The organism is Vibrio sp. OPT41, from assembly GCF_015163595.1.
In the GTDB taxonomy this organism is placed as follows: domain Bacteria; phylum Pseudomonadota; class Gammaproteobacteria; order Enterobacterales; family Vibrionaceae; genus Vibrio; species Vibrio alginolyticus.
Map to the genome: position 1 here is coordinate 30,869 of NZ_JADDYH010000009.1, position 21,712 is coordinate 52,580.

A 21,712-nucleotide genomic window follows, 5' to 3' on the forward strand; every position below is an offset into this window, starting at 1 on the left:
GGTGGCGGTATGGACGATGGTTGAAAAGCTTCGTGGTCAATAATCACATCTAAAACATGAGACGATAATAACAAGGGTCATGACTTCTTTTTACAAAAAGCATGACCCTGTTTTATATGTGAAATGTCAGTAAAGTACTTACTTCACTTTCCACTCGATCTGTTCATTTGCTCGAATAGGCACAACGATATCATTGCCAAATGGCATCGTTTCTGGCACATCCCAAGCGGATTTTTCTAACGTTACTGTATCTGTGTTACGTGCAATGCCGTAAAAATCAGGACCGTTGAAGCTTGCGAAAGCTTCCAAGTTTTCCAACTTGCCTTCTTTTTCGAAGACTTCTGCATAAAGCTCTAGCGCAGCGTGTGCAGTGTAAGAACCAGCACAACCGCAAGCCGATTCTTTTGCCCCTTTCGCATGTGGCGCTGAGTCTGTACCTAGGAAAAACTTCTTGCTACCACTAGTTGCTGCTTCGATCAGCGCTTGCTGGTGGGTTCCGCGCTTAAGAATTGGCAAACAGTAGAAATGAGGTTTAATACCACCCACAAGCATGTGGTTACGGTTGAAAAGAAGGTGGTGGGCAGTGATGGTAGCCGCTACGTTGTCTGAGGCGTTGTTAACGAAGTTTGCTGCGTCGGCGGTGGTGATATGTTCTAGTACGATTTTAAGATTAGGGAAATCATTGACGATAGGAGCGAGGACGGTATCAAGGAATTCTTTTTCTCGGTCGAAGATATCAACATCGTGATGTGTTACTTCGCCATGAACCAGAAGTAACATTCCGACTTCTTCCATCGCTTCTAAAACGTGATAAATGTTCTTCGCATTGGTCACACCGGAATCTGAGTTTGTTGTGGCGCCAGCAGGATAGAGCTTGGCAGCAACAATGTGTCCGGTTGCTTTAGCCTTACGTATTTCGTCTGGTGTCGTGTTATCTGTAAGGTAAAGCGCCATTAAAGGCTTAAACTGTTCGCCATGTTGCTCTTTGAGAATTCGGTCACGGTAGGCTAGGGCGAGCTCAGTTGTAGTAACAGGTGGGACGGTATTTGGCATAATCAGCGCACGGCCATTGTAGCGGCTGATGTCGCGAACGGTGTCTTTAAGAACTTCCCCATCGCGTAAGTGAACGTGCCAGTCGTCAGGACGAGTGATAGTCAGTGTTGTCATTAATTGCTCCCACCATTGAAAAGTTGTCTGATTGGAGCCTAAGCGCCGTATTTGCTTTTGAGCAAACGCTTGCGCTTAGGCGACAGGATGATAGAGGAATTGCCCTCATATTTCATCCCATTTTTCAATTTTATAAAGAGTGAGAGTGTAAGTGGTTACTTCATTGTTAACCAAAGCGCGTGGATCGTACCTGGTAGAAAGAAGAAACACGTCAATATTAGATTAATCAAAAAGTCTTTATTTAGACCTTTCTCCATAAACACCGCGACAGGCGGAAGAAAGATACATAACAAAATCAGAACCAGTTTTCTTGTATCCATAATTAAGCTCCAAATCGATAAATGGGAGTAGTGATAACTTGGGTGAATTATGTGTGTCGTATCACACTTTATCAAACGGTATTTGGTCAGAACGGTGTTAAAAAACGCGAATATTGAGTGTAGTAAATACTTGTCACTAAAACCAAATTTATAAGAATATGGTTTCGAGAAAGTTGAAATGGATGAAGAGGCAGCAGACTCTGCAACTTAATGTGATTTGAGTATACAATACCGCAACAAATAAAAAACACCCGTAGGAAGAAGGCTATGTCGCAACCCGTTTTATCCCAAATTAATGTTTTTCCGGTTAAGTCAGTTGGCGGATTATCGCTGTCGTCCGTATGGGTTGAGAAGCAAGGATTGAGCTTCGATCGTCGCTTTATGATTGCGAAAGCTGATGGCTCGATGATCACTGCGCGAAAGTATCCGCAAATGGTAACCATTAAGTCTGCCTTATTGTCCGATGGAGTGGTGTTTAGTAGTTTGGGTATGGAGCCACTTAAAATCCGTTACCAAGATTTCAAAATGCAGGAGACACCTGCAACGGTTTGGAAAGATACGTTTACTGCCTATACCACGACAGATGATGCAGATGACTGGTTTAGTCGTGTGTTGGGGCAGCGCGTTGAGTTGTTGTTTAGTGGTGAGCAATCGAATCGTGTCCGTGAAAAGCTAGGTCAAAACGTCAGTTTTGCTGATGGTTATCCGGTTTTAGTGATCAGCCAAGCTTCACTTGATGAGCTGAACCGAAGAAGTTCAGAGCTACACTCAATGGATCAGTTTCGTACTAACTTAGTTGTCTCTGATACTAAGCCATTTGAAGAAGATTCATGGAAGCGCATACGAATCGGTGAGGTAGAGTTTGAGTCTCTCAAACCTTGCGAGCGCTGTATCCTGACTACGGTGAATACCCAAAGAGGCACATTCCGTGAGAGCAAAGAGCCGCTCAAAACCTTGCAACAGTTCCGTGCAAACGGTGTCGGTGGTGTGTTCTTTGGCCAGAATCTTGTCGCGCGAAATGAAGGCATTATTCGTCAAGGCGATAAAGTTGAAGTATTGGAGTACAAAGAGCCGGAGTTTTACGCAGATAACTCGCCAGTGCGCATGAAGCTTACATGTGTTGAGCGTGAAGAAATTGCCCAAGACTTTGTGACCTTATGGTTAGAGCCAAACAAAGGTTCGTTGCCTAATTACTTGCCAGGACAACACCTGCCAATAGAGGTGAATATTGATGGTAAGAAAGTGGGTCGACGCTATACCTTGTCATCCAGTCCTTCTCGCCCGGGTCGTTATGCTATTTCTGTAAAGCGTATCGCGGGTGGAAGAGTCTCTAACTCACTCTTAGACAACTTACAAGTCGGTGATGTTTTAGAGGCAGAACAACCTGACGGTCAGTTCCACCTTAAAACGCATGAAGCGCAGCCTCTGCTGTTACTCTCTGCGGGTAGCGGAGTAACGCCAATGTTATCAATGGTGCGTTACTTAGCGGATCACAATCAGTTGGATAACGTGGTTTTCTACCATCAATGTCGCACCGAGAATGATATTCCTTGTCGCTCAGAGTTGGAGCAGTTAAAGCGTGAGCACCCAGGGCTAGAAGTAAAAGTCTGTTTAACGCAACCTGCTGTTGATTGGTTTGGTTTGAAAGGGCGTTTAAGTTTGTCACACATTAAGCAAATCAAAGATGTTGAACAGCGGCAGGTGTTTGTGTGTGGCCCGGATGGCTTTATGGATAAAGCAAAAAGTCTTCTACTAAGAAAAGGGCTGTCAGAGGAAAACTACCATCAAGAAGCGTTTGGAGTTTCTTCTCTTACGTCAAAGCCAGAGAAAAGTCTCGCTATTGACTTTAATGGAACTAAAGTCGTAGGCAACAACCAAAAAACGTTGTTAGATCAGCTCGAAGATGCTGGGAAGGTCATCAGCAATAGCTGTCGTGCTGGCTTATGTGGCGCGTGTAAGGTTCAGCTTACGTCGGGTCAAGTACATCATCCGGACGTGCCCGCGTTGACTGATGAGGAGCGTGCAATGGGAACCGTATTGGCGTGTTGTGCTGTGCCAGAGACGGACGTAACAGTAACCAACTAGGCGAGAGCAACTTTGTCCTTCGACAAAAACTGTTCCTAGACAAAAAAACGCTGCTATTTTTAGCAGCGTTTTGAGTTTTAAAGAGAGCTGAAAATATCGCTTAGTCGTAAATCGTCGGGATTGGCTGGCGTTTGTGCTGTGTTGCTTTGTAAATCGCTACCAGACGGTCACTCACTTGCTGTGGAACAGGTTTGCCCTCTAAGAAGTCGTCGATTTGCTCGTAAGTTAGGCTTAGGGCATCTTCATCTGCTTTTTGTGGAGCAAGCTCTTCTAAGTCTGCTGTTGGCACTTTCTTCACTAGTTGCTCAGGTGCACCCAATGTAGCAGCCACTTCACGAACTTGGCGCTTACTTAATCCGAACAATGGTGCCATGTCACAAGCACCATCACCAAATTTAGTGTAGAAACCAGTGATGTTTTCTGCTGAGTGATCAGTACCAAGAACAAGGCCGCCTACGTAGCCCGCGATCTCGTATTGAGCAACCATGCGAGCACGCGCTTTTACATTGCCTTTTACGAAGTCGACTTTTGCTGCATCAGTTGGTAGAAGGTCTGTGCCTTCTAATGCAACGTGAGAAGCCGAATGAAGCCCGTCAACACCTGCTTTGATGTTCACCGATACAGAATGGGTTGGCTGGATAAAAGACAGAGCGAGCTGAGCCTCATCTTCATCTTTTTGCTCCCCGTAAGGCAGGCGAACTGCGATAAATTGGTAGCTATTGTTGCCCGCTTCTTCGTTTAGTTGGTCTACAGCCAACTGAGCTAAACGACCACATGTCGTTGAGTCAACGCCACCGCTGATGCCAAGAACAAGAGACTTACAGCCCGCTTCTTGCAATTTACGCTTAATAAAAGCGACACGGCGTTCAATTTCAAAATGCGGATCAATTGAAGGGAGTACGCGCATTTCGTCACGGATGGATTGTTCCATTTAGGGTTCCTTTTCCTGCAAATATTTCAGACTCTAAAGCGCATTTGCTCAAATGGTGATAAACCATACAGTTGAGGCTCATTAAACGCGACTTTAGGGTCAAAAGCTGTAAAGATTAGTAGTATCATACCGAAATCATCAGATTAGAAAACTCTCTTCAACCAGGTAATCACCGGATATGAAAAAAATCGCCATTTTTGGTAGTGCATTTAACCCACCTAGTTTAGGGCATAAAAGTGTTATTGAGTCTTTGAGCCACTTTGATCTTGTGCTACTTGAGCCAAGCATTGCACACGCTTGGGGCAAGAACATGCTTGATTACCCAACTCGGTGCAAAATGGTTGACGCGTTCATCAAAGATATGGGGCTTTCTAATGTTCAGCGTTCTGATGCAGAGCAAGCTTTATACCAACCTGGACAAAGTGTGACGACCTATGCGTTGTTAGAAAAAATTCAAGAAATTTACCCAACTGCCGATATAACTTTTGTCATTGGTCCTGATAATTTCTTCAAATTTGCTAAATTTAGTAGAGCTGAAGAGATTACGGAACGTTGGACTGTTATGGCATGTCCTGAAAAAGTAAAAGTCAGAAGCACAGATATTCGCAAAGCATTGGCCGAGGGTGAAGAGATCGGCGCCTATACAACACCTTCCGTACGTGATTTATTACTTAGTAAAGGCTTATACAGAGAAACATTGTCTGGGAACTGAGAGGTCAGATTTTCATGGTCAGAGTCGTTTTATTTAGTGCATGTGCGCTGCTTGTGGTGACACAAGCTCATTCCGCGTGTAACTATTTTTCTGATCGTTCCGTGGTGTTTGAAGATAACACGCTTCCAATCTGTGAAGAAATTTTAGATTCCATCGGCGTGTTAAGTACTGAAGCATTGATTTGGTATGCAGCGGAAGCGAAGCTTGAAGGACCAACAGAAAACTATTGGGAGGAGTGGGCGATTAAGCCGGAAGACACCCCACTTCTAACTCAAAACTTAGAAAAGAATTACTTTGGTCTTGGTTTTTGGATGCCGGAAGAGCTCCGAGACGAAGAGAGTAAAATGGATACAGAAGAGTGGCTTCGTAGTCACGGGTTGATGTTCAGCGTTGGTTTTGGTGATAAATCCGACGGACAGCCAAGAATGCGGTTTGATTATCGTTGGCACGAATATTATGACGCTGACTGGATGATGCAGATAGAAGTACCTTTCTAGACACCTCAAGCAAATGAAAAAAGGGCGTACATTATCAATGTACGCCCTTTTTGCTTTTACTTGAATCTCTACTTTCTGTATCCGTAACTCTACGTAATGCTGAAAACGTAGCTTGTTAAAGAGCAAGTTATAGCGCTTCTCCAAAGACTAAAAAGCAAAGCTGTTCATATTCTTCGGTGTTACCAGCAAAAAGAGAGTCAACAATTTGCTCTTCCTTCTTCCCCGACAGTTTCATTTTTCTTGCTTCACGTAGTGTTAGTACCAAGCAAAGCTCTTTAGAAATATTAATGTCACAGCCAGGAGTCCATTGATTGATGGTTCTCGTTAACGTTGAGTGCGCTAGTTTAGGAGACAGCGTCAATACTTCATGTCTTACTACTGTCAGTAGATCGGTTTGCAGATCCGAGCGTTCGGCAGTTGTTGCTAGCTTCTCGACGAGCGCTTTTAGTAGCGGTGAAGGCTTCACAAAGCCCGCTTGTTGTGAGAAGTCGTCATTTAAACGCACAGAAAAATCACAACGATATACACGAGAATTAGGTAAAAAGGTGAGGGAGCTCAAACATCCTTGAGGAATCCAAAAATATTGGCCTGGTTCAATGGCATACTCCTGCTTACCCAATTTAATGACGGCTAACCCTTCGATGACAGACAATAGACTGTGCTTCAGTGCTTTTTTACGCGCAGCTACATCAAGAAAGGGGTATTTAGCGTCGTGAAATTCAATTGCGTAGTTCATTATGAGTACCAGTGTTTTTTGGCGCTAAGGGTAACGTTAAACCCATACGATTCCAACCTGCTGAGAGAATTTTTTAGCATGATAAATGGTGGCTTAACTGGTATGACCATGTTAAAAGTATGGGTTGAAATGCTGCTTGTCAGCAAAACTATGCGTAAAATGTGCCAGCTTTTTTTGATATGTAATGAACAATGACAGCCAATACCGATCCTTATATTGAAATTCGTCCTTACAACGACGAAGAAATTCCAGCAGCGCTGGATCGTCTAATCCAAGATGATGAATTTATCACTGCTATCCTAGAACATCGCTTTGCTAATAAAGCAGCGTGGTTCAAAACGCTAATGAGCCCGATCCTGCGCATCTACCTGAAAGCTAAGTGGAGCAAGCTTGATTCTGTCGAAGCAATTCAGATTGAAGTGAAGAAGTATCTGAAAGATACATTGAATAAGACAACGGATGGCGTCACTTTTTCTGGTTTGGATAAGCTGGATAAAAACACGTCATACCTATTCGTTTCTAACCACCGTGATATTGCGATGGACCCTGCGCTCGTAAACTATGGCTTGTACCAAAGTGGGCACCGTACAGTTCGTATAGCGATTGGCGATAACCTGCTGAAGAAGCCATGTGCGACAGAATTGATGCGACTCAATAAGAGCTTCATCGTTAAGCGCTCTGCTAAAGCGCCTAGAGAAATGATGAAAGCATTGGGACAACTTTCAAGCTATATCAAACATTCGCTTGATACTGGCAATTCAATTTGGATTGCCCAAAAGGAAGGCCGTGCTAAAGATGGAAACGACTTTACTGATCCTGCGATTTTAAAAATGTTCCATGTTGAAGGTCGTAAACAAAAGATCAGCTTTGGTGAGTACACGCGTTCTCTGAAAATCGTTCCTGTCTCGATTGCCTATGAAAATGATCCATGTGACATTGCCAAAGCAAAAGAGCTGTACGAAAAAGCAGAAAATGGCCGCTATGAAAAAGGCGAATTTGAAGATATCGAAAGCATCATTCAAGGTATCGTTGGCTATAAAGGCCGTGTACATGTTGCGTTTGGTGATGTGATTGAGCAAGAGTTTGAAACGCCGGAATCTCTTGCTGGTGAAATCGACCGCCAAATTCACAACAACTACAAGTTGTACCCAATCAACTTGTTAGCTGCTGGGCATGAAGATTCGAGCATCATTACGGAAGCGGTTAAGCGTCATCTCGCGGATAAGTTGGATCAGCTACCTGAAGGCGCAAGACCTTATTTGGTGGCGAGCTATGCTAATCCTGTGAATAACCAAGAGTAATCTTCGTCACTGAACTCTGTTGATTCAGAATGCCTTAAAGCCTCGGCCTGCCGGGGCTTTTGTTTATCTGCTCTTTAAGGTGCGACGGCGCCACCAAGGGTTAAATTGCTAGGCCATTTGGTGATCCTGTTACCACCTAAATAGATATTCCCTTTCACCGTCATTGTGTCTGGAAATACTTTCAGCGCTGATCCTCCAATATAAAGATTACCATCAACCACCAATCCTTCAGGAAGTTCAGAAATGGGAGTGCGAATAACACTTAGATCACCTTTTACTCGAAGTTTAGCTGGAAGCGCTTTTAACGGTGTATCTGTCAGATTTAGGTAACCGCCTAGTTTGATGCCTTTAGGCCAGTTTTCGATCTTACTACCTAGTAGGTTTGCATAGCCTTTTATCTTTGTTCCTGAGCGAATAACTTTGAGTGCGCTGTTAGTTGCTTCCAGACTGCCTTCAACATCAAGCCCTTTAGGCAAGGTTTTGATAGGGGTTTGTGAGATGTTTAAGTTGCCCTTTACCACTAGGCCAGAGGGGAGTTGGGTGTAAGGCTTGTTTCTAAGATCAAGATTGCCGTAATTATCGATGTGACCAAACTTAGAATAGTAATCTAGCTCATATGCCAAAGGAGACGAGCAGAGCAGGATTGAAGTAATGCATAGGGAAACAAAACGCATAGTCAAAGAGTTAGTTAAATACCGAGATCAACAGGTGCTTATCTTATACTTAAATAAACCTATTATGCATTTTTTGCTCACAGTTTTTGATTCATAACTTAAATATTCAAATTAGAGATACACGTTAAAAGTGTGCGCTTCTTTACTGAGCTAAGTAACTTCAAGCTTACTAAAATGAGATAAATTAAATGATTGAATGTGAAGCAGACCCAAGTGTAGAGGTGAGAAAAATATCAGTAGATATTTGAATAATATGAGATTCTTCCAAGAACTTCACAAGGGTCCTTGTTAGTATTATTGAGGTTTGAGGGAGATTTTCATGAAGTTAAAAAGTGTATCTATTTTTACCGCTGGTGTTTTTGCAGTACTGCTGTCGGGTTCCGTTTTTGCTAAATCATACAGTACACCAGAAAACAAAGCGCTAATAGTTGCTGACGGTAAGGTAGGTCAGCGTATCTGTTACTACGATGATAAAGCCTACACCACAGGGGCCGTGATTAATGTTGAAGGCGTATTACTGATGTGTACCGCTGAGAACGATTTTGAAACCAATGGCTCGTTAAAGTGGGTCGTGTTCAAAAAAGATAAATAAACGCGCCGAAGTTGTCTGTTTCATTTAGAGCGGTTTAAGATTAAGAGATTGGAAAAATAAAAAGCGAGCATCATGCTCGCTTTTTTCATTAACGCGCGAGTGAGCGAGTTTTTAATTCAAAGATAAGTTTTTCAGCACTTACTTCAAATTTGAATCGAGCCGTCGCTTGGTTCGATTCTTCGGTTATTTCTGAAACATTGTATTCAACATCAGCACATACTGATTTAGCGAGCTCGATGTATTTTTGTAGTTCAGACTCTAGCTCTGTTTTTGTCTGTGCGAAAACCGTTACGTCGGCAACTTCGTCACCTTCTTTGATGATAAAGCCAATCTCGCCAGCACAGCCGCAGGCCTCACATACTTGGTTTTTTTCTAATTCGACACTCATAACGAATCCTCTTGTAAATACTAAGGGTATTCTATCAGGTATTTGATCTGTATCTACAAAAATGACGACTTTTGCGTAAAAAAGGAACAGAATAGGCACTTGTTAAGTAAGGGTTAAAGATTGGATTACTAAATCATCAAGAACGTTAATGTGATATATATCAACATTTAAAATCAATTAACGAACATAGTGACGAGATTTTGCTCAGTCCAGTTGAACTAATGGTTAATTTATAAGACTATTTCTTGATTGATTATTTTTAATAATTATCATTCTTGGTCTTTGAATAGTTTCGATGAATAATTGGCGCAAGGTTTTGATGAGACTAACTTTTCGCCTTATTTTGAGTAGCATGTATTGACAAAAACATAACTGAAAATTACACATTACGCAGTGTAAAGACGTTATGGTTTGGAACTCGACATGATATTAAATAGTCGCAATACATATACCCAAAGCGCTTTCAAGTGCAGCGCTTAGCAACCTGATTTCTAGGTTTTCGCTAATCGAACCGCATCGGCGAGCCGGGTATAATGCTAAGAATGATTTCATTCTGGCCTCATTTAATAGTGAGTTAGATGGATTTACAAAGAGAAGAGCTTAAAATATGCCAAAGCGTAGTAAAGAAGATACCGAAATCACTATCCAAAAGATCATGGATGCCGTTATTGATCAGCTACTCAGATTAGGTTACGACAAAATGTCGTACACGACGCTAAGCCAGCAGACAGGTATATCGCGTACCGGTATTAGCCATCACTTCCCTAAGAAAACGGACTTCACCGCCGCACTGGATGGCCGTATCTTTAAAATGTTTATTGAACACTTAGAGTTTGATAAAGGATTAAATGCATTTTCACAAAGTTGGATTAAAGCGCTGGAAGATGCTGAGTTTCTCGCGATTTTACGACTGCTATTCCATCACATTGTCACCGCTGAAAATGCGCAAGAATTTGCTGCTAATGGTATTGACCGCTTATACAAAATGGTTGAAAGCCAGTTTGGTGCGGGTGGTGACAAAGAGCTTGAGTGGTTGATTGGTCGATCATTGATCCAAATGAGCAAGTAATAGCCTTTAAAGCACCAAATTCTGCCACTATCAAAGCAAAGGCCCGCAACTCTCATATTGCGGGCCTTTGTCGTATCGAAGTGTTTTAGAGACGGCTTAGAGGAGATACGCTTTATGCTGCGGCATGCACTTGAGGGAAGTCTAGCGTCGGATGTTTTGTCACAATAGATCGATAGCCATAAACTTGCTCAATGCGCTCTGACGTTAGTGCATTCCATGGCGTGTCATCACAAACTAGTTTCCCGTTATGCAAGAGTACAAGGCGGTCTGCGTACTGAGAGGCTAGATTCAAGTCATGTAACACCACAACCACCGCTGCGTTTTGTGCTTTTGCCGTTTCACGAGCAATCTTTAACGTGTTGTGTTGGTGGGCGAGATCCAACGCTGAGGTAGGTTCATCAAGCATTAAGATTCGTTTTTCGCCAGATTGATGTAGTTGTGTCATCACTCGTGCTAGATGCAGTCGTTGCTTTTCTCCACCAGATAAAGACGGGTACAGGCTTTCTGCTAAATGCAATACGTCGGTTTGTTCCATGTAATGTAAAGCCAGTTTAGTGGTTTCTTTATTGGACAGTGATAGCGGTATTGCCCCCAGCTCTACTACTTCTCTGGCTAGAAATGGGAAGGTTAAGGTGCTGTGCTGCGGGAGCATTGCAATATGTTTGGCGCTTTTTTCAGGCTCCCAATCATGCTTTTGTTTACCGAAGTAGGTGATGTGATGATTCGAAGAGATCTCACCGCATAGAAGCTTGAGCAAAGTACTTTTACCTGCGCCATTGGGGCCGAGTAGGGCGGTCACTTCACCAGCTCGGATATCAATGTTGATGTCATCGAGCACCACACGGTTGCCATACGTCATCGAAATGTTTTTCCCCGATAAAACGATCTGGTTCATTACAAAATCTTCCCTTTTTGCTGGAACAATAAGTAGATGAAAAAGGGCGCGCCAATCAATGCGGTCACGATTCCAACTGGTAATTCAGCTGGTGCCACGGCAACACGAGCAAACATATCTGCGGCAGTAAGAAGCAGTGCTCCCATTAAGGCAGATATTGGTAATAGCGTTCGATGGTCAGGCCCAGCGAGCATGCGCCCTAAGTGAGGAATCACGAGCCCAATAAAGCCAATTGCACCACTGATGCTCACCGTAATACCAACACCCAGTGCAGAAAGTAAAATAAGCTGACGTTTGAGTTTTTGAACCGGAACTCCTAAGTGTCTTGCTTCTGATTCCCCTAACAACAGAGCATTCAGCGCCATCGACTTCTTCTGGAACCAGAGTAATAGGATGACGAGTGTTACAGCAGATAGAGCAATCCCTGACCAATTTGCACCAGCTAATGAGCCCATCGACCAAAGCGTCAAGTCTCGCAGCATCTGATCATCTGCGATAAAGTTCATGTAGCCAATCGCAGCACCCGAGAGCGCACTGATGGCAACGCCGGCTAACAACATAATTGTAACTGAGGTACCAAACTTACTTGTGCCGAGTTTATAAACGAGAATAGTCGTTAGTGCACCGCCAAGGAAAGCAAAAAGAGGCAGAGCCGCTAAGTTCATTAGTTGCGGATAGTTTTGGCTAAATTCAGCAAATACAACAATAGCGAATGCACCACCAAGAGCAGCGCCAGCAGACACACCAATGATACCAGGCTCGGCTAATGGGTTACGGAACAAGCCCTGCATAACCACACCACAAATTGCCAAAATGGCGCCGATGAACATACACAAAATGGTGCGAGGCAATCGGATTTCGTTAATGACCAACTGAATGTGAGGAGCGAGATCAGAACTGCCTCCCGTTAGGCTACGCAAACTGTCAGCAAAGCTAATGTTCATTGGGCCAACGGTAATAGAGGCGATAGCAATAAATGCTAAAAATCCACTAAGCACTGATAACGTCGTTGAAAGGGGGATGCGTCTTAACAACATGTCATGTCTCTATGGGTAAAGCAGTGCATTCAAGCGTTTAGCTTCTGCAAGGCTTTTAAGGCCCAAACCACCTACCAGAGCATGGCCATCAATCGTTATGATGTCTTTGTTCTTTCCAGCGGGTGTTGCAGCAAGAAGCGGCATTGCTTTTAAAATTGCATCGGCACCACCCAACGTTTCATAGCTGCGACCACTAACAAGAATCACGTCAGGCTGCATCTCTACCATCGCTTCTGTGGATAGAGGCTTGTAAGACGAGAGTTGTGTAGCGGCTGGGTTTTGTCCGCCGGCGAGTTGAATAATTGCATCGGGTGTCGTTTGTGAGCCCGCAACATTTGCAGGTCGCCCTTCATGGATCAGCAGAAAGAGCACTTTCTTTTTCTTTGCTTGATTAGGCTGGTTTGCATTGAGTGCTTGTACTTGCGCCTGGACATCTTGCTTTAAGCTTTCAGCTTGAGCCTTGCGATCCATAAGGTTCGCAATTTGATCAATACGTTGATAAAGGCCCTCGACATTTGCATCAGTATTAACAATTTCTACATCTACGCCAGCCGATTTCAATTGGCTCAATGTTGTTTTCGGCCCCATCTCATCAGAACCAATGACTTTTGTCGGACGTAAGGCGAGCAACCCCTCCGCTGAAAGACGACGATGGTAGCCCACTTTAGGCAGTTCCATCCCTTTTGGTAATTGACTGGTGACGTCGATAGCAACCAAGCTATCTTTAGCGTCGAGTTCAAGCAAGAGTTCAGTGACGGCGCTGCCTGCGCTAACAACGCGCTCTGAGGATGGCGTTTCATTGGCAAAAAGTTGACTACTCGCGAGTAGGGAAATAGCTGCCGTGATAACAGCATGAATAGTGATGCGTGTGTTCTTCATTTTGAAAGGATCTCTATCTTACTTATTTTTATGATGGCTCTTCAGTGAGTAACTGAGTTGCTTGAATTCCGTTTTCTTGTAAAAAGCCGAGAAGTTGTACTAGCGACTGAATATTCGCGGTTTTTTCTGCTCCAATTACAATCGGTTTATCGCTTGACTTACTCTCTTCTAACAGCGCGAGGGTAAAGTTGTCCCAATCGATATATGTCTTGCCGTTAATAGCCCAGTAAGGCTCGTCTTTAAGAATATTTACCGTGATGGATTGCTTATCGACATCTGCAACAGCCTGAGATTCTGTGCTCGGTAAATTGACGTCTAATGAATCGAGTTTGACCGCTGCGGTTAACATCAGGAAAACCATGACGATAAAAATAATGTCTAACAGCGGTGTTAAATCGGGGGTTAAACCGTTACGACTATTTTCTTGTGGTGTTTTAATCATTTAGTTGCTGCCTCAATCTTCTCAGAAGAGCGCAGTGTTACTTTTGAGTGGTCTGGCGAGACATGCTGTAACGAGATACCTTCAAGCCATAAGTTGACGTAGTTTAAAGTGTGCTCAAGCTTGGCGATTACACGATCCGCCCACAAACCAATGATCTGCGCTCCTGAAATGGCAGGAAGTGCGATAATGAGACCCGCGGCAGTGGTGCGCATAGCAAGACCTAGGCCGTCAGCCAAATCATTCGGAGTGATATTCCCCGTTGAAACCGCGATGCCTTTAAACATGTCAATTAAGCCAAGTACCGTACCAAGCAAGCCAATTAAAGGGCTGATGACGCCAATCAGCGTCAGCAAACGAAGGCCGGAATGCAGCTGATGGCGTTTTTCTTGCAGCCAAATACCTGCGGCATCCTCTCTTAAAGATTTCGAGAAAGAATGATGAGCAAGCAACATCGCAACACCACGGTACAGAAGCGGCCGCTTATTCGACAACTCTTCAGCAAGTGCTTCAAGCTCGCTCCCATTTGTTGGGTCTAATCCTGTGAGCTTTTGGCGAATGGCTCGCTTTCCTACACCAAGGCTAATTAACACATGGAATAATCGCTCGGCGATGATCATCACCGTTAGAGCTGAGCAAATGATCAAAGGCCATGTCATCAGCCCAAATTGAGTTTGTAATTCTTGTAGTTGTTCCATTATCCATCCAACTTAAAACGAACAGGTACTTGTACTCGGTGAGCGACTTTTAGCCCACCTGAAATATGTGGTGTAAATTGCCACTGTTTGATCGCACGAAGTGCTGAGGCATCTAGCGACTCTGTGCCGGAAGACTCAATCAAAACCTGTTTAATCTGGTTACCATTCTCATCTAGCCATATCTCATACAAGGCTACACCCTCAATACCGCGTCTTTGTGCAGATCTTGGGTAACGGGGTTGTGTTGGTTGACTCACAAACGTTGGTTTGTCGACCAAGACAGGCTGAGACGTTGCCCCTTTGGATTGGCTCGCAGGTGCGGATTGTTGAGCTACCGTCTCTTTCTTCACTGGTTCCGTTTTTTTCTTTGGTTTCGCTTCGGGCTGAACCTTTTGCTTTGTTACGGTTTTGGTGGGCTCGACCGCTTTAGGTTTAGATTGTTTAACCGGTTCAGGTTTTTTCTCTACTACCTTCTTCTTAACAGCGTCTTTCTTGACGACCTGTTTTTTTACAATTTTCTTTTCTGGTTCAGGTTGGTCTTGAGGCTGCTGCTCTTTTGATGGCGCTACATTTTCTGGTGTAGATTTTTCGACAGCGGGAGGAGCAGACACAAGATTTAGACTTACCGAACTTGCTGGGTTTCCAGCCGGCATCGCGAACACCTTTGTCTCTTGAGAAACAAAAAGAAGTGCGGCATGGATGACAAGGGAAGCACCTCCTGCAATGACATATCTTTGTACGTTCACGGAATATCTCGGGAAACTATGAAAACTTGGGAAGATTATTACTTACAATGGAAATAAGATCAATTATCAATTGCATTATCATTACGCTCAAATTATGATTCTTGCAGAATTTTTAAGATCAGCTTCCATCCCTTACATGATGGGAGTTAAGCGAGTATATATGAGCGTCGATATCGATAAGCTTGATGAATCAGTGTTGGGCAGTGATAGTCCTGATCCATTGCGATTTGCTTTTGTTAAGAAGCATTCTGCACATGCCGGGGGAGCGAGCGTACCTGTGCCCTCGTCTCAACAACAGGCGATTTTTTCGAGTATTACGGCTAACTCAATTAAAGCGACCAATAAGCGCTGTCTTTATATTCATGTTCCGTTTTGTCGCGTTCGTTGCACTTTTTGTAACTTCTTTCAAAATGCTGCAAGTCGCACACTGGTTGATGAGTACTTTGAAGCATTAATGCAGGAGCTTAGAGAGAAAGCGGCATTACCTTGGACACAAAATGGTATTTTTCACGCCGTATATATCGGGGGCGGAACGCCAACGGATTTATCTCCAATACAGGTTCGTGTGTTAGGCCAGGCTATCCGAGACCACTTTCCTTTGGCCGCAGACTGCGAAATCACCTTAGAAGGTCGCATCAATCGTTTTTCTGATGAGTTGTATCAAGGCGCTTTAGACGGTGGGTTTAATCGTTTCTCTTTTGGTGTGCAAAGTTTTAATACACAAGTGCGCCGCAGCGCAAAACGTTTAGATGATAGAGAAGATGTCCTCAAACGGGTGAGCGAGATCGCCAAAGAAGACAAAATTCCGGTCATTATTGATTTACTCTATGGCTTACCTTATCAAACCAAAGAAGTGTTAGAGCAAGATTTAAATGATTTCCTCTCGACTGGCGCACACGGACTGGACTTGTATCAGTTAGTGGTTGGTGGGTCAGCTCCCATGCTCAACCTCGTAGAAAAGGGAAAAATCCCGCCACCTGCGACCACACCAGAAAAAGCGGGAATGTATGAGCTCGGTGTGAACTTTATGGCCAAACACCATATGAAGCAACTGAGTGTGAACCATTGGGCAATCGATAACCGCGAGCGTAGTTTATACAATAGTTTAGCCAAGACTTATGCAGAGGTATTGCCAATTGGCTGTGGTGCTGGAGGTAATATCGGTGGCTACGGGATGATGCAACACCGCACACTAGAGACCTATATTAAAGCGGTCAAAGAAGGTCAAAGCACCATCGCGATGATGATGAAGCAAAGCCCTCTAGAACCACTTTTTTCTGCACTCAAATCTGCGTTTGACCGTGGCATTGTTCAAGCAAATCAACTTCCATCATTTATGGGAGAGGACGCGTTCGGGTTTTTATTGCCTCTATTTAAAGTGTGGCAAGCGAAAGGCTTAGTACAACTACATGAACGTAGCGCAGTCCTTACTCTTGCAGGCAGCTTCTGGGCTGTGTCATTGGCTCAAAGTTGTATTCAGGTACTCACGTCAGAGATGAACGAAACCGTACCGAAAGCATCCAATAATTAATGAAAACAAATTGAACAAAAACGGAAGACACAATGGAATCAATCAAGCAACAAGTTGAAGTATTACTAGAGCAAGAACCACAATTATTGCCAGCTGCGATGGCAGAGCGTCTTGGCATTTCCGAGTTTGAGGTTGTTGCGGCTCTACCTCAGGAAATGGTGGCTATTGCACCAGGAGAGCAAGCGCAAAGCATCTTAGAAAGTTTGGTTGGTTTTGGCCCGGTGACGACCATCGTCCACTCTTTTGGTTCTATCTTTGAAGTTAAAGCGCCGTTTCCAAAAGGAAAAGTGGCGCGTGGCTATTACAATTTAATGGGTAGAGAAGGTGAACTGCACGGCCACCTTAAATTAGATAACGTTAAAAATGTCGCATTAGTCAGTAAACCGTTTATGGGTAGAGAGAGTCACTATTTTGGTTTTTTCTCAGAGTGCGGAAGCAATATTTTCAAGGTTTATTTAGGCCGTAACGAAAAGCGCGAGTTGATTGAAGAGCAAGTAACCGAATTTCGCGCCCTACAAGCCGAATTAAAAAAGTAATCACAAACATAATCGAGGCTTAACTCGAATACTAATTAGTAAAGTCAGGTATCAATATGGATCAACAAGTTAAACAAGAGCGTTTGCAAGGTCGTTTAGGGCCAGAGATCAAAGAGTTCCGTCAGGAGCGTCGTACACTTCAGCTTGCAACTGTCGATGCAGAAGGTCGCCCGAATGTAAGCTACGCGCCTTATGTCCAAAACCAGGAAGGTTATTTCGTTCTCATTTCTAAAATCGCTCGTCATGCCCGTAACCTTTTAGAAAATCCAAATGTTTCATTGATGATGATCGAAGATGAAGAGTCTTCAAAGCAGCTGTTTGCTCGTAAGCGCTTAACTTTTGATGCGGTAGCAAATGTAGTTGAGCGAGACACAGAGATGTGGCAACAAGTTGTTGGACAAATGAAAGAGCGTTTTGGTGAGATTATTGATGGTCTAAGCCAGCTAGAGGATTTCGTTTTGTTCAACTTAAAGCCAGAATCGGGGCTATTTGTTAAAGGTTTTGGTCAGGCGTATCAAGTGTCTGGTGATGATTTAGTCGATTTTGTTCACCTTCAAGAAGGTCACAAGAAAGTCGAAAGTGCCTGATTGTAAACCGATCATATGAATGTCGATCATTTGGCATAATGAACGTTTAAAGGGAGTTAGGTTATACTGACTCCCTTTTTTATATTGGAACAAAAGCATGAAACCTGTAAGCAAGGAATTGAGCGAGATTTGCTATCCGTTTATTTACGAGGACAGTCCGGTTTGTGACTTTGAAATTACAGCAGATGAACTTTGTAGTCGTATTGGCCTTGTTCTCGCTATGGAATTGGACGAGTTTAGCCGCGATATACTGACAAGAATGCAGCCTAATGTTTATCATCTAAATGGTTCGGTTCGCGGAAAATTAGCGATTACAGAAGCGGAAGTTGAAGAGTTAAAGGCCGATTATGCTTTGCTCAAGCAACGTATTGATGGCGGCTTCAAAGGCTTTGTTCTACCCGGAGGGCACTCGGCAGCCAGTCAATTGCATTTGTGCCGTTGCCAAGCTAAAAAAACGGTACGAGCATTAGTTGCCGTTGAACATACAGGTAAGAAGCAGCCCTCACCTATTTTGTTTCGTTACGCGAACTTATTAGCGAATGTACTTTACAGCCTAGCTTCTTATATTAATCATGCTCACCAAGTCAAAGAGACGGAATTCGTTTCTCGTAGTTACGCGATGCCAAAGAAGTGAGCTGAGAAATTAGCGGATGTGAGCATCAGGGATAGGACAAGCACTGCATTATATTCTCAAATCAACTCGTCCAATAAGAGTTAAGAAGTCATAGCTTTGGCTTCTAGCTCTTTTGCTCCGCGAAGCATCGCTTCGATTAGTTCTCCAGCATTGAACTTCTCAAGTGCCTCATGCGCGCCAACTTGGTGAGCTCTGTCTACACAGATTTCGCTCGATAACGATGTATGTAAAATGCGGTATGAATGGTTCAGAGAGGAATTATTCTGAACTTCAAATGCTAACTCATAACCGTCTAATCCGGGCATTTCAATATCGCTGACCAGAATATCAATTGGGCGATGAGCCGCAGCGTCACTTTTCATCAGTTCCAATGCATCTAAACCATTTTTACAGATTTGATACCCAATATTGATGCTATCGAGTGCGTCACACAGCTGTTTACGAGCGATGGAAGAGTCATCCACCAATAGAATACTGAGTGCTTTTAGGCGTTCTCGCTCAATATCTGTCAGCATTGGGATCTTTGAATTCTCGTACTGCGGATAAATTTTGGAAAGTAGCAGCTCCACATCCAGCATTTGAACAGTTTTGTCCTCGTAGCGAGTAATTCCAGTCACGAAAATATTTTTTCCAGCGCTCGGAGGTGGCGTTTCAATAGCTTTCCAATCGCACTCAATGATCTTCTCTATACTACGAACCATAAAAGCAACCACGGTTCGCAAGCAATCTGTCACGATCAAGTAGCAGCTTTTATATTCTTCTTCACTTATAGGACGAAAGCCAACAGCTGCTGACATATCGATCACTGGTACTGTTAAGTTACGTATCGTAACTGTTCCAATGACGTGATGATGCGAGTAAGGGATCTTCGTCGTTGGCATGTATGGGACGATTTCACGGACTTTTAGCGTACCGATAGCGAAACTCTGTTGCAGGGTGAGCTTAAACATCAACATGCCCTGAGACTGATTCGCTTTGCTTACGACTTTTGCCATGAAAATAACCTTATAAATACCACCGAATTGTGTCTAATCTAATCTTATCAGACGAAGGCTTCAACCATCGGAGAGACAAATGTGAGCTTTTTAGACAATCTTTTAGAGAATAGTGATTAACTGAGCAAAACTTGTTTGTATTTTAAACTCATTATGTAGACGATTTTATATTCCTCGTGTATTGGGGCCTTTACCGCTGAGCTATTATTAAGAAATGTTTGGTCTGTTAAAAAGGATTGGGTACACTTGCGCGACCAGAATAGTGAGAGATAGATCAATGGCAAATACAGCAGCCGCATTACATATTCTTGTGAAGCACAAAGAGCAAGCGGAAGACATAATCAAGCAACTGAAAAAAGGCGCTAAGTTTCAGACATTAGCGAAGAAGTATTCAACTTGCCCGTCAGGCAAACGCGGTGGTGACCTTGGTGAATTCCGCCGTGGTCAAATGGTACCTCAGTTCGACAAAGTGTGCTTTTCTGGCGAAGTGTTAACGCCGCATTTAGTTAAAACCAAGTTCGGTTGGCATGTTGTAAAGGTGCTTTACAGAACATAAGGCTTGGTATCGACCTAAACATTGTCAGATGAAACCCACAAGCATTAAATATCATCTGTACGGTCTCTTTTCACCAATCACTACCGTTATGACATGGCAGATACATTCTGATCTGCCATGCTCAACCAAACGCTAATCTTTCCAAACTAGAAACTCATTTATATGCAGTTAACTTGGCTTTTCTCATAAGTCGTTATCCTATTTCAAGCTTTGGTATGAGAATACGTTTGCTGGTTGTATCAATTATCAATGCTATTCCTTGCTGGCGAACTTTGGTTCATGTTCGGACGCCATTCGCATATGATAGCGACCTTATAAAAAATTAACCCCGTTCATAATTTAAGATGTCCCTGACTCATAAAGACTATTTTAAAATCGCATTTCCTTTCATCGTTTCTACTGTTACCCAACCATTATTGGGGGCGGTGGACACCGCGGTGATCGGTAAACTCGGTGTGGCTGAGATGATTGGTGGTGTAGCGATCGGCACCGTCATCATGAATACCTTGTATTGGCTGTTTGGCTTCTTCCGCGTCAGTACTACCGGGCAAAGTGCAATCGCATTAGGTAAAAATAGCCCAGAGGATCAAGCGAGTAGCTTATTGCGTCCTTTCGTGCTTTCGCTCTGCCTTGGCTTGATTTTCATTGCGTTGCAGTCCGTGATTTGGATGGGGGCAGAGCTGATTATCTCCCCTGATGCAGTCGTGGCCGAAAACGCTAAGATTTACTTCGATATTATGATCTTTGGTGCGCCATTTGTACTGCTGAACTACACCGTGATTGGTTGGTTGATGGGGCAGGCGAAAGCCAAAGAAACCTTGTTCACGCAAGTGTTTGGTAACGTGCTGAACATCGTGCTGGATATCGTATTTGTGTTGTACTTCGATATGGGGATTGCTGGTGTTGCGGTGGCGACACTTATCGCGCAAATCTCGACGTTTGTTATCGGTGCAGTGCTGGTGTTGAAAACCTGTCGCTTCCCGCTGTTTGATTACATTCAGACCGCAAAAATGACGCGTAAAGATCTCAAAGTCATCGCGTCTTCCAATATGGATCTGCTGCTTCGTACTGTGTGTCTATTGGTGTTCTTCAACATGATGGCGCGTGTAGGCTCTCAGCTTGGTTCTGATGTGCTTGCTGCGAACGCAATCTTGATGCAAGTGACCTTTATCGTCAGCTACATGTTCGACGGTGTGGCGAATGCGTCGAGCGTCTTTGCAGGTAAAGCAGTAGGGCAGAAGAATAAGACATTGCTTGATAACGTGATTAAGCTAAACACGCAATGGACCGCAGCGTTCGTTGTTGTCTTGACCTTGCTGCTAGTGCAGTTCAAACACCAAGTGGTGTCGTTATTTACCACTTTGCCAAATCTTGTTGAGCTGTATTTGGACATGAGCCCTTGGTTATTGGCATTCCCGTTGGTTGCTGGTTTTGGTCTTACGTTTTACGGAATCTTTACCGGTACAGGGACGACGCGACCAGTGCGTAACTCTACCTTTCTAACCATGGTGTTGTTCTTAGTGACTCAATTTATTGCGGTGCAATATTGGGGCAACCACGGTTTATGGCTGGCATTCACGTTGTTCTACGTTGGGCGCTTTGTCTTCTTGTTTCCATACCTCGGTCAAGTTAAACAAAAGTGTCTTTAATACACACTGTCACAAATGACCTAACTTAGATGTTCTTATCACAAGGGGGGGAGCTATC

25 protein-coding genes are annotated in these 21,712 nt (G+C 43.7%); 12 read left to right on the forward strand and 13 right to left on the reverse strand.

The features are described 5' to 3' along the window. Positions 1–138: 138 nt before the first annotated feature. Positions 139–1,167, reverse strand: a complete 1,029-nt coding sequence (gene pyrC / locus IQP38_RS00795; protein ID WP_042521573.1) for a dihydroorotase — start codon at positions 1,165–1,167, stop codon at positions 139–141. Positions 1,168–1,322: 155 nt separating this feature from the next. Then, complete coding sequence (locus IQP38_RS00800) at positions 1,323–1,487, reverse strand: YqaE/Pmp3 family membrane protein (RefSeq protein ID WP_005375297.1); 165 nt, start codon at positions 1,485–1,487, stop codon at positions 1,323–1,325. A gap of 267 nt (positions 1,488–1,754) precedes the next feature. On the opposite strand from IQP38_RS00800, the gene IQP38_RS00805 reads away from it, so the two are divergent. Further along, positions 1,755–3,572: a hybrid-cluster NAD(P)-dependent oxidoreductase gene (locus tag IQP38_RS00805; protein WP_193837187.1), complete on the forward strand. Its 1,818-nt coding sequence runs from the start codon at positions 1,755–1,757 to the stop codon at positions 3,570–3,572. 100 nt (positions 3,573–3,672) lie between these two features. Here the strand turns inward: IQP38_RS00805 and nadE are convergent, their stop codons facing one another. Then, positions 3,673–4,503, reverse strand: a complete 831-nt coding sequence (gene nadE, locus IQP38_RS00810; RefSeq protein ID WP_005375299.1) for an ammonia-dependent NAD(+) synthetase — start codon at positions 4,501–4,503, stop codon at positions 3,673–3,675. Between the two features lie 178 nt (positions 4,504–4,681). Here nadE and IQP38_RS00815 point away from each other — a divergent pair, with 178 nt between their 5' ends. Together IQP38_RS00815 and IQP38_RS00820 are read left to right on the forward strand one after the other, a co-directional pair. Continuing rightward, positions 4,682–5,215 (forward strand): nicotinate-nicotinamide nucleotide adenylyltransferase, encoded by a 534-nt coding sequence (locus tag IQP38_RS00815; RefSeq protein WP_005375300.1) that lies wholly within the window; start codon positions 4,682–4,684, stop codon positions 5,213–5,215. A 14-nt stretch (positions 5,216–5,229) separates the two neighbouring features. Beyond that, on the forward strand, positions 5,230–5,712 hold the full coding sequence (locus tag IQP38_RS00820) for a hypothetical protein (RefSeq protein ID WP_017635276.1): 483 nt from the start codon (positions 5,230–5,232) through the stop codon (positions 5,710–5,712). 127 nt (positions 5,713–5,839) lie between these two features. Here IQP38_RS00820 and IQP38_RS00825 read toward each other — a convergent pair whose 3' ends face one another. Then, the gene (locus IQP38_RS00825; RefSeq protein ID WP_193837188.1) at positions 5,840–6,448 is read right to left on the reverse strand and encodes an AraC family transcriptional regulator; all 609 of its coding nucleotides are present in this window, start codon (positions 6,446–6,448) and stop codon (positions 5,840–5,842) included. Between the two features lie 191 nt (positions 6,449–6,639). Here IQP38_RS00825 and IQP38_RS00830 point away from each other — a divergent pair, with 191 nt between their 5' ends. Next, positions 6,640–7,749 (forward strand): 1-acyl-sn-glycerol-3-phosphate acyltransferase, encoded by a 1,110-nt coding sequence (locus tag IQP38_RS00830; RefSeq protein WP_005385027.1) that lies wholly within the window; start codon positions 6,640–6,642, stop codon positions 7,747–7,749. 74 nt (positions 7,750–7,823) lie between these two features. On the opposite strand, the gene IQP38_RS00835 is transcribed toward IQP38_RS00830, so the two are convergent. Beyond that, positions 7,824–8,423: a hypothetical protein gene (locus IQP38_RS00835; protein WP_025998668.1), complete on the reverse strand. Its 600-nt coding sequence runs from the start codon at positions 8,421–8,423 to the stop codon at positions 7,824–7,826. 319 nt (positions 8,424–8,742) lie between these two features. Here IQP38_RS00835 and IQP38_RS00840 point away from each other — a divergent pair, with 319 nt between their 5' ends. After that, complete coding sequence (locus tag IQP38_RS00840) at positions 8,743–9,015, forward strand: YnjH family protein (RefSeq protein WP_005375306.1); 273 nt, start codon at positions 8,743–8,745, stop codon at positions 9,013–9,015. An 88-nt stretch (positions 9,016–9,103) separates the two neighbouring features. Here IQP38_RS00840 and IQP38_RS00845 read toward each other — a convergent pair whose 3' ends face one another. Then, the gene (locus tag IQP38_RS00845) at positions 9,104–9,403 is read right to left on the reverse strand and encodes a YfcZ/YiiS family protein (RefSeq protein WP_005375307.1); all 300 of its coding nucleotides are present in this window, start codon (positions 9,401–9,403) and stop codon (positions 9,104–9,106) included. A gap of 607 nt (positions 9,404–10,010) precedes the next feature. Here IQP38_RS00845 and IQP38_RS00850 point away from each other — a divergent pair. Beyond that, on the forward strand, positions 10,011–10,472 hold the full coding sequence (locus IQP38_RS00850; RefSeq protein WP_005385033.1) for a TetR/AcrR family transcriptional regulator: 462 nt from the start codon (positions 10,011–10,013) through the stop codon (positions 10,470–10,472). A gap of 112 nt (positions 10,473–10,584) precedes the next feature. Here the strand turns inward: IQP38_RS00850 and IQP38_RS00855 are convergent, their stop codons facing one another. The 6 genes from IQP38_RS00855 to IQP38_RS00880 are packed head-to-tail and all read right to left on the reverse strand — an operon-like array spanning position 10,585 to position 15,166. Beyond that, positions 10,585–11,367 (reverse strand): heme ABC transporter ATP-binding protein, encoded by a 783-nt coding sequence (locus IQP38_RS00855; RefSeq protein WP_005385036.1) that lies wholly within the window; start codon positions 11,365–11,367, stop codon positions 10,585–10,587. Further along, positions 11,367–12,404, reverse strand: coding sequence for a FecCD family ABC transporter permease (locus IQP38_RS00860; protein ID WP_005375318.1), 1,038 nt, complete (start codon positions 12,402–12,404; stop codon positions 11,367–11,369). The genes IQP38_RS00855 and IQP38_RS00860 overlap by 1 nt, the downstream gene beginning before the upstream one ends. A 9-nt stretch (positions 12,405–12,413) precedes the next feature. Further along, positions 12,414–13,283 carry a heme/hemin ABC transporter substrate-binding protein gene (locus tag IQP38_RS00865; RefSeq protein WP_193837189.1) on the reverse strand — a complete coding sequence of 290 codons (870 nt, stop codon included), beginning with the start codon at positions 13,281–13,283 and terminating at the stop codon, positions 12,414–12,416. Positions 13,284–13,311: 28 nt separating this feature from the next. After that, positions 13,312–13,725: an ExbD/TolR family protein gene (locus tag IQP38_RS00870; protein ID WP_005375322.1), complete on the reverse strand. Its 414-nt coding sequence runs from the start codon at positions 13,723–13,725 to the stop codon at positions 13,312–13,314. Continuing rightward, the gene (locus IQP38_RS00875) at positions 13,722–14,420 is read right to left on the reverse strand and encodes a MotA/TolQ/ExbB proton channel family protein (protein ID WP_005375324.1); all 699 of its coding nucleotides are present in this window, start codon (positions 14,418–14,420) and stop codon (positions 13,722–13,724) included. The genes IQP38_RS00870 and IQP38_RS00875 overlap by 4 nt, the downstream gene beginning before the upstream one ends. Then, positions 14,420–15,166, reverse strand: coding sequence for an energy transducer TonB (locus IQP38_RS00880; RefSeq protein ID WP_080773752.1), 747 nt, complete (start codon positions 15,164–15,166; stop codon positions 14,420–14,422). Before IQP38_RS00880 ends, IQP38_RS00875 begins: the two co-directional genes overlap by 1 nt. Before the next feature lie 160 nt (positions 15,167–15,326). Here IQP38_RS00880 and hutW point away from each other — a divergent pair, with 160 nt between their 5' ends. The 4 genes from hutW (at position 15,327) to IQP38_RS00900 (ending at position 18,454) form a co-directional block, all read left to right on the forward strand. Beyond that, positions 15,327–16,697: a heme anaerobic degradation radical SAM methyltransferase ChuW/HutW gene (gene hutW, locus IQP38_RS00885; RefSeq protein WP_025768508.1), complete on the forward strand. Its 1,371-nt coding sequence runs from the start codon at positions 15,327–15,329 to the stop codon at positions 16,695–16,697. Positions 16,698–16,729: 32 nt separating this feature from the next. Beyond that, positions 16,730–17,233 carry a heme utilization cystosolic carrier protein HutX gene (hutX, locus tag IQP38_RS00890; RefSeq protein ID WP_053303816.1) on the forward strand — a complete coding sequence of 168 codons (504 nt, stop codon included), beginning with the start codon at positions 16,730–16,732 and terminating at the stop codon, positions 17,231–17,233. A gap of 56 nt (positions 17,234–17,289) precedes the next feature. Beyond that, positions 17,290–17,820 carry a heme utilization protein HutZ gene (gene hutZ, locus IQP38_RS00895; RefSeq protein WP_005375331.1) on the forward strand — a complete coding sequence of 177 codons (531 nt, stop codon included), beginning with the start codon at positions 17,290–17,292 and terminating at the stop codon, positions 17,818–17,820. 97 nt (positions 17,821–17,917) lie between these two features. After that, positions 17,918–18,454 carry an ATP:cob(I)alamin adenosyltransferase gene (locus IQP38_RS00900; protein ID WP_053303815.1) on the forward strand — a complete coding sequence of 179 codons (537 nt, stop codon included), beginning with the start codon at positions 17,918–17,920 and terminating at the stop codon, positions 18,452–18,454. An 80-nt stretch (positions 18,455–18,534) separates the two neighbouring features. Here the strand turns inward: IQP38_RS00900 and IQP38_RS00905 are convergent, their stop codons facing one another. After that, complete coding sequence (locus IQP38_RS00905) at positions 18,535–19,449, reverse strand: chemotaxis protein (protein ID WP_005385059.1); 915 nt, start codon at positions 19,447–19,449, stop codon at positions 18,535–18,537. A 214-nt stretch (positions 19,450–19,663) separates the two neighbouring features. On the opposite strand from IQP38_RS00905, the gene ppiC reads away from it, so the two are divergent. Both ppiC and IQP38_RS00915 read left to right on the forward strand, forming a co-directional pair. Beyond that, positions 19,664–20,005, forward strand: a complete 342-nt coding sequence (gene ppiC, locus IQP38_RS00910) for a peptidylprolyl isomerase PpiC (RefSeq protein ID WP_080276970.1) — start codon at positions 19,664–19,666, stop codon at positions 20,003–20,005. Between the two features lie 344 nt (positions 20,006–20,349). Beyond that, positions 20,350–21,654: an MATE family efflux transporter gene (locus IQP38_RS00915; RefSeq protein WP_193837190.1), complete on the forward strand. Its 1,305-nt coding sequence runs from the start codon at positions 20,350–20,352 to the stop codon at positions 21,652–21,654. Positions 21,655–21,712: the final 58 nt, after the last annotated feature.